The 15,903-nt window shown below is 71.6% G+C and carries 13 protein-coding genes; 5 read left to right on the top strand and 8 right to left on the bottom strand.

Translation table 11 applies throughout. The annotated features are described in order from the left end of the window. The first annotated feature begins 16 nt into the window (after positions 1-16). The gene (locus ACH4FH_RS10555) at positions 17-967 is read left to right on the top strand and encodes a transporter substrate-binding domain-containing protein (RefSeq protein WP_398555389.1); all 951 of its coding nucleotides are present in this window, start codon (positions 17-19) and stop codon (positions 965-967) included. A 134-nt stretch (positions 968-1,101) separates the two neighbouring features. Here ACH4FH_RS10555 and ACH4FH_RS10550 read toward each other — a convergent pair whose 3' ends face one another. The 3 genes from ACH4FH_RS10550 to ACH4FH_RS10540 all read right to left on the bottom strand — a co-directional run bounded on the left by ACH4FH_RS10550 (position 1,102) and on the right by ACH4FH_RS10540 (position 3,957). Continuing rightward, positions 1,102-2,091 (bottom strand): malate dehydrogenase, encoded by a 990-nt coding sequence (locus ACH4FH_RS10550; protein ID WP_398555388.1) that lies wholly within the window; start codon positions 2,089-2,091, stop codon positions 1,102-1,104. 520 nt (positions 2,092-2,611) lie between these two features. Further along, complete coding sequence (locus ACH4FH_RS10545; RefSeq protein WP_398555387.1) at positions 2,612-3,052, bottom strand: DUF3017 domain-containing protein; 441 nt, start codon at positions 3,050-3,052, stop codon at positions 2,612-2,614. Positions 3,053-3,102: 50 nt separating this feature from the next. Next, positions 3,103-3,957: a bifunctional methylenetetrahydrofolate dehydrogenase/methenyltetrahydrofolate cyclohydrolase gene (locus ACH4FH_RS10540; protein WP_398555386.1), complete on the bottom strand. Its 855-nt coding sequence runs from the start codon at positions 3,955-3,957 to the stop codon at positions 3,103-3,105. 232 nt (positions 3,958-4,189) lie between these two features. Here ACH4FH_RS10540 and ACH4FH_RS10535 point away from each other — a divergent pair, with 232 nt between their 5' ends. Further along, the gene (locus ACH4FH_RS10535; RefSeq protein ID WP_398555385.1) at positions 4,190-4,987 is read left to right on the top strand and encodes an RDD family protein; all 798 of its coding nucleotides are present in this window, start codon (positions 4,190-4,192) and stop codon (positions 4,985-4,987) included. Positions 4,988-5,257: 270 nt separating this feature from the next. Next, positions 5,258-5,830 carry a hypothetical protein gene (locus ACH4FH_RS10530; protein ID WP_398555384.1) on the top strand — a complete coding sequence of 191 codons (573 nt, stop codon included), beginning with the start codon at positions 5,258-5,260 and terminating at the stop codon, positions 5,828-5,830. Between the two features lie 78 nt (positions 5,831-5,908). Here the strand turns inward: ACH4FH_RS10530 and purH are convergent, their stop codons facing one another. After that, the gene (gene purH, locus ACH4FH_RS10525; protein WP_398555383.1) at positions 5,909-7,474 is read right to left on the bottom strand and encodes a bifunctional phosphoribosylaminoimidazolecarboxamide formyltransferase/IMP cyclohydrolase; all 1,566 of its coding nucleotides are present in this window, start codon (positions 7,472-7,474) and stop codon (positions 5,909-5,911) included. After that, the gene (gene purN / locus ACH4FH_RS10520; RefSeq protein WP_398555382.1) at positions 7,471-8,127 is read right to left on the bottom strand and encodes a phosphoribosylglycinamide formyltransferase; all 657 of its coding nucleotides are present in this window, start codon (positions 8,125-8,127) and stop codon (positions 7,471-7,473) included. The genes purH and purN overlap by 4 nt, the downstream gene beginning before the upstream one ends. A gap of 280 nt (positions 8,128-8,407) precedes the next feature. Here purN and ACH4FH_RS10515 point away from each other — a divergent pair, with 280 nt between their 5' ends. Then, the gene (locus ACH4FH_RS10515) at positions 8,408-9,343 is read left to right on the top strand and encodes a hypothetical protein (protein WP_398555381.1); all 936 of its coding nucleotides are present in this window, start codon (positions 8,408-8,410) and stop codon (positions 9,341-9,343) included. Between the two features lie 92 nt (positions 9,344-9,435). Here ACH4FH_RS10515 and ACH4FH_RS10510 read toward each other — a convergent pair whose 3' ends face one another. Next, a complete protein-coding gene (locus ACH4FH_RS10510; protein ID WP_398555380.1) occupies positions 9,436-11,859 on the bottom strand; it encodes a DUF6350 family protein in 2,424 nt (807 codons plus the stop codon). A gap of 338 nt (positions 11,860-12,197) precedes the next feature. On the opposite strand from ACH4FH_RS10510, the gene ACH4FH_RS10505 reads away from it, so the two are divergent. Beyond that, positions 12,198-13,157 (top strand): hypothetical protein, encoded by a 960-nt coding sequence (locus tag ACH4FH_RS10505; RefSeq protein ID WP_398555379.1) that lies wholly within the window; start codon positions 12,198-12,200, stop codon positions 13,155-13,157. A gap of 110 nt (positions 13,158-13,267) precedes the next feature. Here ACH4FH_RS10505 and sucD read toward each other — a convergent pair whose 3' ends face one another. Beyond that, positions 13,268-14,152 carry a succinate--CoA ligase subunit alpha gene (gene sucD / locus ACH4FH_RS10500; RefSeq protein ID WP_398555378.1) on the bottom strand — a complete coding sequence of 295 codons (885 nt, stop codon included), beginning with the start codon at positions 14,150-14,152 and terminating at the stop codon, positions 13,268-13,270. A gap of 21 nt (positions 14,153-14,173) precedes the next feature. Next, positions 14,174-15,352, bottom strand: a complete 1,179-nt coding sequence (gene sucC, locus ACH4FH_RS10495; RefSeq protein WP_398555377.1) for an ADP-forming succinate--CoA ligase subunit beta — start codon at positions 15,350-15,352, stop codon at positions 14,174-14,176. Between the last annotated feature and the right edge of the window lie 551 nt (positions 15,353-15,903).

Below are 15,903 nucleotides of genomic sequence, written 5' to 3'. Positions count from 1 at the left end.
GCCTTCGGGAGGATTGATGACCGTAAAACCCCGGCTCCTGCTCATCGGGGTCTCCTGCCTGCTCGTGGCCGCCACCGCGTGCGGCCCCGGGGGCACCCCCGACGAGAAGAAGAGCGCCACCCCCCAACCGACCGTCGAGCCGCTGCTCAAGGGCGGCGTGACCGTCGCGGTGAAGATCGACCAGCCCGGGTTCAACGTCCACAGCCCCCAGGAGCACAACTACGCGGGCTTCGACAACGACCTGTCGGTCTACCTCGCCAGGAAGCTGAACTACACGGCCTCGCCGACCGATGTGGAGTCCAAACGCCGCGAGGAGGTACTGCAGCCCGGAGGGGCGGCCGACCTGGTCATCGCGACGTACTCCATCACCGAATCCCGGCTCTCCAAGGTCGACTTCGCCGGGCCGTACCTCAACACCCGGCAGGGACTGCTGGTCAAGAAGGGGTACACCGGGATCGAGAACCGCAACGACACGGCGGGCAAGGCGATCTGCACGGCCGAGGGCTCCACCTCCGACCCGAACAGCACCTCGATCAGCACCGACCCCGAGAAGACCCGCAAGGCCGTCAGGAACCTGCTGCACAAGGACGCGCGGGTGGAGACCCGCAAGGACTACCGGCAGTGCGTCGAGGAGCTGCGGCGCGGCGACTTCGAAGCCGTCTGGACGGACCGGGCGCTGTTGTACGGCTTCGCCGAGGTCTACGACGACGTGGAGGTCATCAAGGACTTCTCCACCGGCGAGCTGCAGCGCTACGGCATCGGCCTGCCCAAGGGCCATCCGAAGGACTGCGCAAGGCTGGTCGAGGGGCTGCGGGACTTTCTGCAGTACCGCTGGAAGGACGCCTTCCGCAGCCACTTCCCGAAGCTCGCCGAACTGGACCGCGACTTCGAGAACACCTACAAGCCCGACCCCGCACAACTCGACGGCTACTCCTGCCAGTCGGGCAAGTCCGGCAAGTCCGACTGACGAGGGCGGGGCGCGGGACCTCGTACGCACCGCTGTGACCCGCGCATCGGTCCGCTCGACCAGCAGAGCCCGTACGGTCGCGACCGGACCGTACGGGCTCTGCTGTCAGCGGCGGCGCGGGCCGCCGGGGTGGCTCAGAGGAGGCCGAGACCGCGGACCGCGTCGCGCTCCTCGGCGAGCTCCTGCACGGAGGCGTCGATGCGCTCACGGGAGAACTCGTTGATGTCCAGGCCCTGGACGATCTCGTACTTGCCGTCCTTGGTGGTGACGGGGAACGAGGAGATCAGGCCCTGCGGGACGCCGTAGGAGCCGTCCGAGGGGATACCCATGGAGGTCCAGTCGCCGTCGGCGGTGCCGTTGACCCAGGTGTGGACGTGGTCGATGGCGGCGTTGGCGGCCGAGGCGGCGGAGGACGCGCCACGGGCCTCGATGATCGCCGCGCCACGCTTGGCGACGGTCGGGATGAAGGTGTCGGCCAGCCATGCCTGGTCGTTCACGACCTCGGCGGCGTTCTTGCCGGCGACCTCGGCGTGGAAGATGTCGGGGTACTGCGTCGCCGAGTGGTTGCCCCAGATCGTGAGCTTGCGGATCTCGGAGACCGGGGTGCCGGTCTTCTTCGAGAGCTGCGAGAGCGCACGGTTGTGGTCCAGGCGGGTCATCGCGGTGAAGCGCTCGGCCGGTACGTCCGGCGCGGCGGCCTGCGCGATCAGCGCGTTGGTGTTGGCGGGGTTGCCGACGACCAGGACCTTGATGTCGTCCGCGGCGTGCGCGTTGATCGCCGCGCCCTGCGGCTTGAAGATGCCGCCGTTCGCCTCCAGCAGGTCGCCGCGCTCCATGCCCTTCGTACGGGGGCGGGCGCCGACGAGGAGGGCGACGTTCGCACCGTCGAAGGCCACGTTCGGGTCGTCGGAGATGTCGATGCCCTGCAGCAGCGGGAAGGCGCAGTCGTCGAGCTCCATGGCGGTGCCCTCGGCGGCCTTCAGGCCCTGCGGGATCTCCAGGAGACGCAGCTTGACCGGCACGTCCGCGCCGAGCAGATGACCGGAGGCGATGCGGAAGAGGAGTGCGTAACCGATCTGGCCGGCAGCGCCGGTGACGGTGACATTGACGGGAGTGCGGGTCATGGCGATCTCCTGCGCGATATTTTCTGGGGTTCCTGGGGGCAAGCCCCCGGACCACCATCTGGCGGTGGGTGTCCCTGCCCTTTATCGAGATCTCTCGGTATCAAGAGACCCGGCCGTCAGGCTATCGGACCCCTACCCGGCTCAGGCGACGGGCCGGTGTGGAACACCTCACCGGGTGGTCCTGGGACGCCCGTACGGCCGCCCGGGAGGCCCCTGCGGCCTGTCACGGCGCCCGGCGTGGTCCTGGGGCGCGACCGGTGGCGGCGGCCGCGGCACATGAAGCGGCCGCCCGCTCTTGGAGGGGGAGCGCGGGCGGCCGCCGGGTTGTGCCACACCCGTGGGGGGATCAGTTGGTCGCATGCCCGGGATCCCGGCGAACATTCCCCCCTGATTTCGCGCCGCTGCCGTGACGTGCCGTTCCGTCCGGCGAACGGCCGGTTCGCGCGGGTCGACGGCCGAATCCCGGCGCTCGCGGGGAGGGGCGGGGCGCGTTGGCGGCCAGGGGACCGTGCGCCGGTCCCTAGCGCACCGTGAAGTGGACGATGTCGTCCAGGAACGGAATGTGCACCCACGGCTTGGGCTGCACCATCAGCGACAGCATCACGATGACGAAGCCGAGCCCCCCGTAGGTCGCCATGTCGGTGAAGCGGGAGCGCACCGCCAGCATCCCCACCGAGGGCAACGCCCACCGCAGCACGGCGCCGGCCAGCAGCGAGAGGCCGATCAGCAGGCCTCCGATGCGGAAGGCGTCGAACGCCACGAGCAGCAGTCCGGCCGCGACGCCGCCCATGACGGTGAGCAGCGGCCACTGCCGGGCGGGCGCCGGGTAGTCGCCCGCGGCGGCGCGCCCGCCGCCCTCCGGCCGGGCGGTGTCCCGGGTCAGCTGCGGAAAGCGGCGCGAGCGTTGCGGGGCGGACGCTCCGTCCGAATGCGCTCCGTCCGAATGCGCTTCGGCACCCATGGCTGGCAGTCCCTTCAGGTGTGCGGTCCGAATGTCTGGTCCGGCACGGCTCAGCCGGCGGCGCGCTCGGCGGCCTCGACGACGTTGACGAGCAGCTGGGCGCGGGTCATCGGGCCGACGCCGCCCGGGTTCGGGGCGACCCAGCCGGCCACCTCGGTCACGCCCGGGTGCACATCGCCGACGATCTTGCCGTTCTCGTCCCGGCTGACGCCGACGTCCAGCACGGCCGCGCCCGGCTTGACGTCCTCGGGCTTGATGATGTGCGGCACACCGGCCGCCGCGACGATGATGTCGGCCTGCTTGAGGTGCGAGGACAGATCGCGGGTGCCGGTGTGGCACTGGGTCACGGTCGCGTTCTCCGACTTGCGGGTCAGCACCAGCGGCATCGGGCGGCCGATCGTGATGCCGCGGCCGACGACCACCACGTGCGCGCCCTTGATCTCGACGTCGTGCCGCCGCAGCAGCTGGACGATGCCGTACGGGGTACACGGCAGCGGCCCGGCGACGCCGAGGACCAGCTTGCCCAGGCTCATCGGGTGCAGCCCGTCGGCGTCCTTGGCCGGGTCCATCAGCTCCAGGACACGGTTGGTGTCGATGCCCTTGGGGAGCGGGAGTTGGACGATGTAACCGGTGCAGGCGGGGTCCTCGTTGAGCTCCCGTACGACCGCCTCGATCTCCTCCTGGGTGGCCGTCTCCGGCAGTTCACGCTGGATGGAGGCGATGCCGACCTGGGCGCAGTCGCGGTGCTTGCCGCCCACGTACCAACGGCTGCCGGGGTCGTCGCCGACCAGCAGGGTGCCGAGGCCGGGCTGCACACCCTTGGCCTTCAGCGCCTCGACGCGGGTGGCGAGCTCGGACTTGATCGCGGCGGCGGTGGCCTTGCCATCGAGAATCTGGGCAGTCATACCCCCCATCCTCCCGGATGGGGGTGGGTGGGTTCCAATCAGGGCGCGCAGGCGACAATGGATCATTGCACTTGGACAACGCCTCACGGCCTTGACTGGACAGACTCAACGCGCAAATAGAAGGATTGACGCGCAGTGCCGCAGGCATCGTCGGGGGCGGGCCAGTGAAACCTGTTTTTCCTCCGAGTCACGCCGCGTCGTCCCCCACTGACCCAACGGAGGAAAACAGCAGATGAGTTTCGGCGACCCGAACAACCCTTACGGCCAGCAGCCTCAGCAGGCGCCGCAGGCCCCTTACGGCCAGCAGCCGCCCGTCCCGCCGCAGGCGCAGCCCGGCTACGGGTACCCGCAGCAGCCCCAGGCCCCGCAGGCACCGCAGCAGCCGTACGGATACCCGCAGCAGGCGCAGCAGGCACCGCAGGCCCCGCAGCAGCCCTACGGCTACCCCCAGCAGCAGGGCTACCCGCAGCAGCAGGGTTACCCGGGCCAGCCCGGCATGCCGGGCATGGGCATGCCCCAGGGCTACGCGAGCTGGGGTGCGCGGGTGGGTGCTTTCCTCATCGACTACCTGATCGCGGGTCTGATCCCGATGATCCTGTACTTCGTCGCCCTCGGCATGACGGCCAGCGCGGCCTCGTCCTCCATCCCGGACACCTCCAGCTGCCCGCCCGGTGACACCCAGTGCATCAGCGACGCCTTCGACTCGGCCTCGTCGTCCGGCGGCGGCATGACCGGCGGCGCCATCGTGATGATCCTTCTCGCGGCTCTGATCGGCTTCGGTGCCGGCATCTTCCTGCTCTACAAGGAGGGCACCACCGGCCAGACCCCGGGCAAGAAGGCGCTGAACATCCGCCTGGTCCGCGAGGCGACCGGTCAGCCGATCGGCTTCGGCATGGCCTTCGTCCGCCGCCTGTGCCACATGCTCGACTCGCTCCCCTGCTCCATCGGTTACCTCTGGCCGCTGTGGGACGACAAGTCGCAGACCTTCGCCGACAAGGTCGTCGGCACGGTGGTCGTCCGCTCCCAGTGAGCCGGCAGCGGGCCGGCCGACCGATGGCCGGCCCCGCCGCTCCCTGTCCGGCCGTCGCGTGACGGCCGACGCGCTCCCTTCCCCGAAGGCCCCCTCGCAACAGCGCGATCGGGGCCTTCGCGGCGCTCTACGGGACACGTCCGCTGCATACGGGCCGGCCTCGGCTCCTGGATGGACGGCCGGGACATGCCCCGCAGATCATGACGAAGCCTGCCGGTCTTTCGTCGCCGTACGCTGACATCCGCTCAAGAAGCCCGAAGGACACCGCTCGTGAGCTACCCGAATCAGAACCCCTACGGTCCGCCGCCGGGCCAGCAGCCGGGCCAGCAGCCCGGTTACGGCTATCCGCAGCAGACCCCGCCGCCGTCACCGTACGGCCAGTACCCGGGCCCGGGCGGCGGGATGCCCGGTGTGCCCTACGTGAACGGGATGCCGGGCGGCGTGAAGGCGGCCCGCGTGATGCTGTTCGTGCTGGCCGGCCTCAACGTCATCGGCCTGGTCTTCGCCGTGATGGGCCTGGGCAGCGTCAGCAAGGCCGCGCACAACACCTCGCCGTACGACACCGACGAGACCGCGGCCATGCTCAACGTCGGCAAGGGCGTGCTGATCGCCCTGATCGTGCTGATCGTGATCTTCTCCGCCGCCGCCATCACCCTGGCCCTGCAGTTCGCCAACGGCGGCAACGGCGTGCGCATCGCCAGCATCATCTTCGGCATCGCCAACACCCTGGCGAGCCTGGCCACCTTCCCGATCGGCCTGGTGCACACCGCCTTGGGCATCATGGTCATCGTCTTCGTCTCCAAGGACGACGGCAACGCCTGGTTCAGCAGGCCGCGTTACTGAGCACCGCGCCCGAGCCAAGGGCGTCCGCGCCAAAGGGCCGCAACCCCCTCCGGGATTGCGGCCCTTGTGGTGTGCGGCTCAGTGGAAGAAGTGCCGGGTGCCGGTGAAGTACATCGTCACGCCTGCCTTCTTGGCGGCCTCGACGACGAGTTCGTCGCGGACCGAACCACCGGGCTGGGCCACGGCCTTCACGCCGGCCTCGGCCAGCACCTCGAAGCCGTCGGGGAACGGGAAGAAGGCGTCCGAGGCGGCGTACGCGCCGCGCGCCCGCTCCTCGCCGGCCCGCTGGACGGCCAGCTTCGCGGAGTCGACGCGGTTGACCTGACCCATGCCGACGCCGACCGTGGCGCCGTCCTTCGCGAGCAGGATCGCGTTGGACTTCACCGCGCGGCTCGCGCGCCAGGCGAAGGCCAGCTCGGCCAGCTCGACTTCGGACAGGGCCTCGCCGGCCGCCAGGGTCCACGTCGAGGGGGCGTCACCTTCGGCCTGGAGCCGGTCGGTGACCTGGAGGAGAGCCCCGCCGTCGATGGCCTTGACCTCGACTGCGTTCGACGGCGCGTCCGGGCAGCGCAGCACGCGGATGTTCTTCTTGCGGGAGAGCGCCTCGACCGCGCCGTCCTCGTAGCCGGGCGCCACGATGACCTCGGTGAAGATCTCGGCGACCTGCTCGGCCATCGCGAGCGAGACCGGTCGGTTGACGGCGATCACACCACCGAAGGCCGACAGCGGGTCGCACTCGTGCGCCTTGCGGTGCGCCTCGGCGACATCCGGACCGACGGCGATGCCGCACGGGTTGGCGTGCTTGATGATCGCCACGCACGGCTCGGACTGGTCGTAGGCGGCGCGGCGGGCGGCCTCGGTGTCCGTGAAGTTGTTGAAGGACATCTCCTTGCCGTGCAGCTGCTCGGCGTCGGCCAGCCCGCCCTCACCGTTGACGTACAGCGCGGCACCCTGGTGCGGGTTCTCGCCGTAGCGCAGCACGTTCTTGCGCTCGTAGGTGGCGCCCAGGAACTCGGGGAAGCCGGAGTCGTCGGCGGCGGCGTAGTCGTCCGCGAACCACGAGGCGACGGCGACGTCGTAGGCGGCGGTGTGCTGGAACGCCTCGGCGGCCAGCCGCTTACGGGCGGCCAGGTCGAAGCCGCCGTCGGCGAGCGCCTTGAGGACGTCGCCGTAGCGGTCGGGGTTGACGACGACGGAGACCGACGGGTGGTTCTTGGCGGCGGCACGGACCATCGAGGGGCCGCCGATGTCGATCTGCTCCACGCACTCGTCGGGGGTCGCGCCGGAGGCGACGGTCTCCCGGAACGGGTAGAGGTTGACGATCACCAGGTCGAACGGCTCGACGCCGAGGTCGGCCAGCTGCCGCTGGTGGTCGGTCAGCCGCAGGTCGGCGAGGATGCCGGCGTGCACCTTGGGGTGCAGGGTCTTGACCCGGCCGTCGAGGCACTCGGGGAAGCCGGTGAGTTCCTCGACCTTGGTGACCGGCACCCCGGCTGCCGCGATCCGGCCCGCGGTCGAGCCGGTCGACACGAGCTGGACGCCCGCGGCGTGCAGCCCCTGCGCCAGTTCCTCCAGACCGGACTTGTCATAGACGCTGACCAGCGCGCGGCGGATGGGCCGCTTCGTACCTTCGGTGGCGGTCACGAGATACGTACCTTTCGTCCCTCAATGCGGTAGCCGTGACGCGCCAGACGCCCCACGACCTCGACGAGCAGCGAGCGCTCGACTTCCTTGATGCGCTCATGGAGCGCGGATTCGTCGTCCTCGTCCCGGATCTCGACCACGCCCTGGGCGATGATCGGGCCGGTGTCGACACCTTCGTCGACGAAGTGGACGGTGCATCCGGTGACCTTCGCGCCGTACGCGAGTGCGTCGCGCACGCCGTGGGCACCGGGAAAGCTCGGCAGCAGAGCCGGGTGGGTGTTGACGGTGCGGCCGCCGAAGCGGGCGAGGAATTCCTTCCCCAGGATCTTCATGAAACCGGCCGACACCACCAGGTCGGGCTCGTACGCGGCGATCGCGGCGGTGAGTGCCGCGTCCCAGTCGGCACGGCTGTCGTGGTCCTTGACCCGGCAGACGAACGTCGGCAGACCGGCCTGTTCGGCGCGCTCCAGCCCCGCGATGCCGGCCCGGTCGGCGCCCACGGCCACGATCTCCGCTCCGTAGGCCGCCACCCCCTCTTCGGCGATGCCGTCGAGCAGTGCCTGCAGGTTCGTCCCGGAACCGGAGACGAGCACGACGAGCCGGGCGGGCGGAGCCGGTGCGTCCGGGCGGGGCGCGGTGGGAGAGGAGGCCACGGTGGGGGGTCTTTCTCGCGGGGGTGCTGCTGTCTGGCGGAGTGCGTACGTCCGCCTTGGCGGTTTGTACGGTCGTACGAAGCCATGGGTTGCGTGAATACGGGGAACCCTACGAAGGCGCCGACCGTCAGCAACGATACCGGCACACCGCGCGGCCCCCACGGGACGGGGGCGAGCACGGGAGGTAGCGTCAGGCGTAAGAACGCATGTTGTTCGTGGTAACCGTCCCTCGGCCCACCGGCCGGAGGGACGGCCAAGACAAGGGGAAGACTCACTCCAGATGCCGGACCGACGCCGCCGCGCGGCCCTCCTCCTCCCTCTGCCCGCGACCGCCCCCGGGGTGGTCCTCCTCCCGCGTGAGCGCAAGTCGTCGTCCTCCCCGGACTCCTCTTCCCCGGACTCCTCTTCCTCCGAGCCCACGAACGGCCCCCAGGGCTCCCCGGAGGGCAACGGCGCCGGGGACCGCCGCGGACCCGACGACCGGGACAATCCCTTCGCGCCCCCGCCGGCCGACGCCCCCGACCAGGAGTGGCGCCCGCGCCACTCCGCCCCGCACGGCCAGGGCGACAACGGTGAGCAGGAGCCGGGGCAGCAGGAGGAGCCGCCCCCCGCCTGGGGCAGCCAGTGGAGCAGCCGTCAGCCCGGCAGGCAGAGCGGCGGCTTCGGCTCCCGGCCGGGCAGCCGCAACGGTCAGCAGGGCGGTGGCCAGGGCGGGCCCGGATCCGGCGGCGGCCAGGGCAGCCCGCGCTGGGACCCCACCGACCCGGCGCAGCGGCGTGCCCGCTACGCACTGCTGGCCGGTATGTGGTCGTTCTTCTTCGTCCTCTTCAGCCTGCCGGAGATCTCCCTGCTGCTGGCGTCCCTGGCCCTCTACTGGGGGATCAGCGCGCTGCGCGCCAAGCCGAACACCGCGCGGTCGACGGCGGCCGCGACCACCGCGGCGATGGAGGGGCGGCCCGCGCCGAGCGCCACGCCGCCCGCTCCGGGACAGCCTGGCGGCGCACCTGTCTCCACCCGCCCGCAGACCACTGCCGCGATCGCCGGGCTGGTGACCGCGACGCTCGCGCTGATGATGGTGGCCGCGACCTTCACCGTTCAGCTGGTCTACCGCGACTACTTCACCTGCGTGGACGACGCCCTGACCCGGTCCGCCGCCAAGTCCTGCGAGAAGTTGCTCCCCGAGCAGCTGCGCCCGCTGCTGAGCACGGAGCAGTAGGGGCAGTACGCGCAGTACCAGCGGTACGCGCAGTAGGAGCAGTAGGAGCCCCGGCGGGTGAACAGCAACGGGACCTGGTCGCCCGGTGCCGTTCAGTCGCCGGGAGAACCGTCCCCCTCGGGCTGTGCTGCGGCCGGGCGCTCCTCGGGCCGGGCCTCCACGAGCATGCTGCCGGCTGGGACGGTGCCGCCCCGGGCGCCGGCGACCGGAGCCAGGCCGGACCGGGTACCGGCGACTCGGCGCCCCGGCTCGCGGACGTTGGTGTCCTCGGTGGCCGCGGTGTCCTTGATGTCCTCGGTGTTCTCGGTGCCGGCACCGAGCGCGCGCCCCTCCGGCTGCGGCTCCTTGTACGGGTCCCTGTTGTACGCGTCCGTGCGCGGCTCCGACGGTTGCCGCGACGCCTCATGCGGCGGGAAGTCGGCCATCAGGCCCCCGGAGGCTGCCCGCAGCTGTGACCAGCGGGCCGGGCGGGAGCCCGCGCCGCGCCAGGGGTCGTAGGGGTCCCCGGTTGCGCCCGGGCCGTAGGGATCGTCGAACGAGGGGGCCGCGGCCTCACCGGACCGCGCATCGGACTCGGCCGCGCCTTCGTAAGTACGTACGCGGGCAGGCCACCAGGTCCGGGGGTTGCGCCACGACCGGCGGCGGGGGACGGCACAGGTGGCGTCTTCGGGGCCGGGAGTCGAGGTCGGCGCGGCGGCCACACCCCGTGATCCGGTGGCGGCGCCCGGAGCGGTCCGCTCGGCGGGCTCGCGCGGCAGGGGCGGCCGGACACCTGCGCCCGGCCCGGTCGGCCTGCCGCTCGGCTCGTCCCGGCGGCGCAGGAACCACCGATGGCCGACGCGCTCCGAAGCCGGCTCGTCCGCGAAGGCGTCCCGAGGCGCGCCGCCATCTCCGGCCCGGCCGTGCGCCCATCCGGCCGATTCGGCCCCCTCGGCCCGTCCGCCCCGCTTCCGCCACCGGCCCTGTCCGCCAGGCCCGCCCGGTACCGCCTTCCGGCCGCCGCCCGTTTCCTCGGGGCCGTCGGTCCTTCCCAGCAGCTCCGGCGGCATGGTCCCGTGCAGGCGCCGGTAGGAACGCAGTCGGCAGACCCGCACGATGAGCGCGCCCGGAATGCCGATCGCGGCCGTCCAGCCGGCCGCCGCGAGGCCGGTGAGCCACCAGCTGGGGCCGAAGTCGGTGAGCGCGCCGGTGCCGAGAGCCCCGCCGGAGAGGGCTGCGAGCGCCGCCATCGCCAGGCCGCAGCCGATGGCGGCCAGGCTCGCCACGGATGCCGTCGACCGCCAGGTCCAGGGCGCGGCAAGGGAGCCGGGCGCCCCGACGGGACGAGCGGCGTATCGGGCGAGCAGCACCCCCGCGGCCGTCGGCGCCACGGCCACCGACCAGGTCAGCGGGCCGCCCGCGCCCGGGTCTGGCAGGCCGCTGAGCAGCGGGAAGTGCGGCAGCACCGGGGAGCCGGACACTCCGAGGGGCCCGACCACGCTGCCCGCGCCGACGGTGAAGCCCGGCCCCAGCCCGTACGCGGCGCCCCAGACGGCCGCGTTCGGCAGGAGGGTGAGGCAGAGCAGCACCACCGTGCCGCGGCCCACCCAGTCCGGTGCGAGCTGGAGGAGGTCCTGGCGTGCGTCCCCCGCGTGCAGGACGAGTGCGAGGAGGGTGAGCAGCACGCCGGACGCGAGCAGGGTGGTGACCGCCGCGGTGGCGGCTTGGAGCGCGAGGGCGAGCCGGGGAGCCGTGAGGACGGCCCGGAGACCGGCCGGAAGGTCGGCCAGGGCGCGGCGCACGCGATCGGGCAGAAGGTCCGCGGCAGCGTCGCCGAGGGTGCGCCAGGCGGTGATGGCCAGGGTGGCGATCGCGGCGCCCGGTACGGCCGCCAGGGCGCTGAGCGGCGCGGCGCTCAGCGGGCCGGTCGAGGCGTACAGCACCACCGTGACCGCGACCAGGAGGTAGCCGGCCAGCAGCGACCCGAGCAGGGTGCGCGGCGCGACCGTCGAATCGGCCGCGGCGGTGCCTCGGTTGCCTTCGGAAGCGGAGGTGTCGGAAGCGGGGCCCGCTCCGCGGTCGCCGTCGTGGTCACCCTCACGTTCGGAGTGGTCCGGCGGAGCGCTGCCGCACCTCGGCTCCCCCGGACCGGCCGCCCCGGAGCCGGGCCGGTCGCAGACCGCGGTCGCCAGGGTGTGCCGGGCGGCCCGGTGGAGCAACAGGACCGGCAGGACGGCGAGCAGCAGCGGCGTCACCGCGACCGGGGCCGGGGGGCCGGAGAGCGTCGCGGTGCGCACGAGGTCGCCGCCGTGGGCGAGCAGCCACAGGTCGGCCGCGAGGTGCAGGGTTCGGGTCGGGGCGCTGTCGGGGTACGGGGAGGCGACCCACAGCAGGAGGACGGCGACCACAACGGCGCCGAGCCCGAGGCCCGCGGCCGTCACCCCGCCCGCGAAGGCGGCACCGATCGCGGAGGACCGTTGGGCGGCAGTTCGGCCCTGCGAGGAGAACGTCGGGCCATGGTCGGTCAACTGGCTCACACCGTCATGCTGCCAACAACACCCCATTCATCCAGGTAGTGGGCAAATGCCGGACGTGTCGCGCAATATGTGCTTATGCGCGGTTCCGCACTCCTAGGTGGCGCGCGGTACGTCGACCCGTCGGACGTCGGTGGGGAGAGGCAGAGATGACTCAGCGCAAGCAGCGGCCGCCGCACAAGCGGCAGCGCCCCAAGCCGCCCCGGAACGCCGCAGCGGGGAAAGCATCGGAAGAGCCCGCCGCGCGGCCCGAGTCGCCACTCGACTCTCCGTCAGGGTCTGCCGACGCCCCATCAGGCGCCGTCACTCGGACCGCTGCTGAGACAGCATCAGTCCCCGCATTGGAGGATTCCGGCCACGACCACCTCCCGGCCGCCTCCGAAGAAGCCTCCACCGCCTCCGGGCACTCCCCCACCCTCACCGGCTCCGGGCAGGCCGCCGCCGCCTTCGACGCGCTCTACAACCAGCACGCCGCCACGCTGATCCGGCAGGCGTATCTGCTCATCGGGCGGCGCCGGCTGTCCCAGCGGGCCGTCGAACGGGCCTTTCACCTGGCGTGGCAGCGATGGCCCGAGGTGGCGAAGGATCCGGACCCGGCGGGGTGGGTGCGCGCCGCCGCGTATGAGTACGCGCTGTCGCCGTGGCAGCGGCTTCGGCCCTCGCGTCCCGGCGCCGAGAAGCCCGCGCGCAAGGCGCCCGCGCCGCCGCCCGCCGACCCCGCCGACCGTGCGCTGCTGGAGACCGTGCTGAGGTTGCCCGCGCCCTACCGTCGAACCCTGCTGCTGCACGACGGGGTCGGGCTGGGGCTGTATGAGACCGCGGCCGAGGTCGAGGCGAGTACGCCCGCGGCGGCCGGGCGGCTGATCCGTGCGCGGGAGGCCGTTGCCGAGGGGCTGCCGGATCTGGGGCTCGGCGCGCAGCCGCCGGTGCGGCAGGGTGAGATTTTGCACGCGAGGCTCGCCGAACTGGCCGCCGCGCAGCCGGTGGCGCCGCCGGCGCCGCGAACGGTCAGGATCCGCGGCGAGCGACGGGCCCGGCTCACCACGCGCGCGGCGCTCGGACTGACCGGGCTGGTCGCGGTGGCGAGCGTGTTCGCTGCGGTCACCGCGCCGGACGGCTACCGGAAGCCGAAGGAATCCGCCGCGACCGCGTCGGCCACGGCCACGGCCGGCGCCGGTGCCCCGGAGCGCTCGGACCACTCGGGCCCCCGGCGTACGAAGCCGGACGGGACGGACGGCAAGGGGAAAGCGGCCGTGCGGGGACTGCCCCCGGATGCCCGCCTCATCCCGGAGTTCCGCTAGCCGACCGGCGTCCTTCACCGCGGGAAACGTCCGCGGGCCCGTACCCACCGAAGGGGTACGGGCCCGCGGACGTACGCGCCGGACGGGTCCGGCGGTGCCGGGAGGCGCGGTCAGCCGACGAGGAGCTCGCGGGCCAGCCGGGCGGTCTCCGACGGGGTCTTGCCGACCTTGACGCCGGCGGCCTCCAGGGCCTCCTTCTTCGCCTGGGCGGTGCCGGAGGAGCCGGAGACGATGGCGCCGGCGTGGCCCATGGTCTTGCCCTCGGGCGCGGTGAAGCCCGCGACGTAGCCGACGACCGGCTTGGAGACGTTGGCCTTGATGTAGTCGGCCGCACGCTCCTCGGCGTCGCCGCCGATCTCACCGATCATCACGATCAGGTCGGTGTCGGGGTCCGCCTCGAACGCCTTGAGGGCGTCGATGTGCGTGGTGCCGATGACCGGGTCGCCACCGATGCCGACGGCCGAGGAGAAGCCGATGTCACGGAGCTCGTACATCATCTGGTAGGTCAGCGTGCCCGACTTGGACACCAGACCGATGCGGCCGGGCTTGGTGATGTCGCCCGGGATGATGCCGGCGTTGGACTGGCCGGGGGTGATCAGGCCGGGGCAGTTCGGACCGATGATCCGGGTCTTGTTGCCCTTGCTGCTCGCGTACGCCCAGAAGGCGGCGGAGTCGTGCACCGCGATGCCCTCGGTGATGACGACGGCCAGGCCGATCTCGGCGTCGATCGCCTCGACGACGGCGCTCTTGGCGAACTTCGGCGGAACGAAGATCACCGAGACGTCGGCGCCGGTCTTCTCGATCGCCTCGGCGACGGAGCCGAAGACGGGCACCTCGGTGCCGTCGAAGTCGACGCTCTCGCCGGCCTTGCGGGGGTTCACGCCGCCGACGATGTTGGTGCCGTCACCCAGCATGAGCTTGGTGTGCTTCATACCGGTGGCACCGGTCATCCCCTGGACGATGACCTTGCTGTCCTTGGTGAGGAAGATAGCCATGGTTGTGGTGTCCCTCGTCCCTTACTTCGCAGCCGCGAGCTCGGCGGCCTTGTCGGCCGCGCCATCCATGGTGTCCACGCGCTGGACCAGCGGGTGGTTGGCGTCGGACAGGATCTTGCGACCCAGCTCCGCGTTGTTGCCGTCGAGGCGCACGACCAGGGGCTTGTTGACGTCCTCGCCCTTGGACTTGAGCAGCGCCAGGGCCTGGACGATGCCGTTGGCGACCTCGTCACAGGCGGTGATGCCACCGAAGACGTTGACGAACACGGACTTGACGTCCGGGTCGCCGAGGATGATCTCCAGGCCGTTCGCCATGACCTCGGCGGAGGCGCCACCACCGATGTCGAGGAAGTTGGCGGGCTTGACGTTGCCGTGGTTCTCACCGGCGTACGCGACGACGTCCAGGGTCGACATGACCAGACCGGCACCGTTACCGATGATGCCGACCTCGCCCTCGAGCTTGACGTAGTTCAGGCCCTTGGCCTTGGCGGCAGCCTCGAGCGGGTTGGCTGCGGCCTTGTCCTCCAGGGCCTCGTGCTCCGGCTGGCGGAAGTCGGCGTTCTCGTCGAGAGACACCTTGCCGTCCAGCGCGATGATGCGGCCGTCGGCGACCTTCGCGAGCGGGTTGACCTCGACGAGGAGCGCGTCCTCGGCGACGAAGGTCTCCCACAGCGTCACCAGGACCTCGGCGACCTGCTCGGCGACCTCGGCCGGGAACTTCGCCTGGGCGACGATCTCGCGGGCCTTCTCGATCGTGACGCCCTCGACGGCGTTGACCGGGACCTTCGCGAGGGCCTCGGGGGTCTTCTCCGCGACCTCCTCGATGTCCATGCCGCCCTGGACGGACGCCATGGCGAGGAAGGTGCGGTTGGTGCGGTCGAGGAGGTACGAGACGTAGTACTCCTCGGCAATCTCCGGCGCGGTCTCGGCGATCATCACCTTGTGGACCGTGTGGCCCTTGATGTCCATGCCGAGGATGTCCGTCGCGCGGGCGACGGCCTCGTCCGGGGTGGCGGCAAGCTTGACGCCGCCGGCCTTGCCACGGCCGCCGACCTTCACCTGCGCCTTGACGACCGACTTGCCGCCCAGCCGCTCAGTGGCCTCGCGCGCCGCCTCAGGCGTCTCGATGACTTCACCGGCCAGCACCGGTACACCGTGCTTGGCGAAGAGGTCCCTCGCCTGGTACTCGAACAGGTCCACGCGCGTCCGTCCCTTGTCTTTTCAGAATCGCCGTAGTGATCGCGGGTCGTTCTCTGCGATGGGCGTGCCGCGAAGGGCAACGTGACGGCGCTGTCACAGGGGAGGCGTACACGGTGTCCGGATACGCGGCATGTCCGTCCCGCAGGTTATCGCCGCAGCACCGAGGTCCCTAAATCGCAGATCACACTCCGGCGGTGATTACAGTCACAGATCTTTCGGCCGACTTCTGCCCGCATCGGCCCCCGGCTGGTTTTCGACGACGCTCGGAGAGCCGGGCGGCGCCGGTGTCACGCGCCGTGCACTCCCCCGCCGCACGCCGTTCGGCCGCTCCTCCCGGTACGTCCCCGCGCGCCCCTTCTCGCGTGATTCCGGTTCGGGAGGTGAGGGAATCCGTTTGAGAAGAACGTGCGACGCATTCTCACAAAACCTCCCAACCGGGTGTCCGGAAAGGCCCCTTGACCCTCCAACTGTCAGCGTCGGAGACTGCGTTGAGCACTTACGCATCAGGAGTCACAAGCTTCGGGCTTGGGCCCGTGCAGGTCGGTCGGCTG

It is taken from the genome of Streptomyces sp. NPDC017993, assembly GCF_044328065.1.
Classification (GTDB): domain Bacteria; phylum Actinomycetota; class Actinomycetes; order Streptomycetales; family Streptomycetaceae; genus Streptomyces.
Note: the sequence above shows the minus strand (reverse complement) of the source record. Positions and strands in the feature narration are given on the sequence as shown.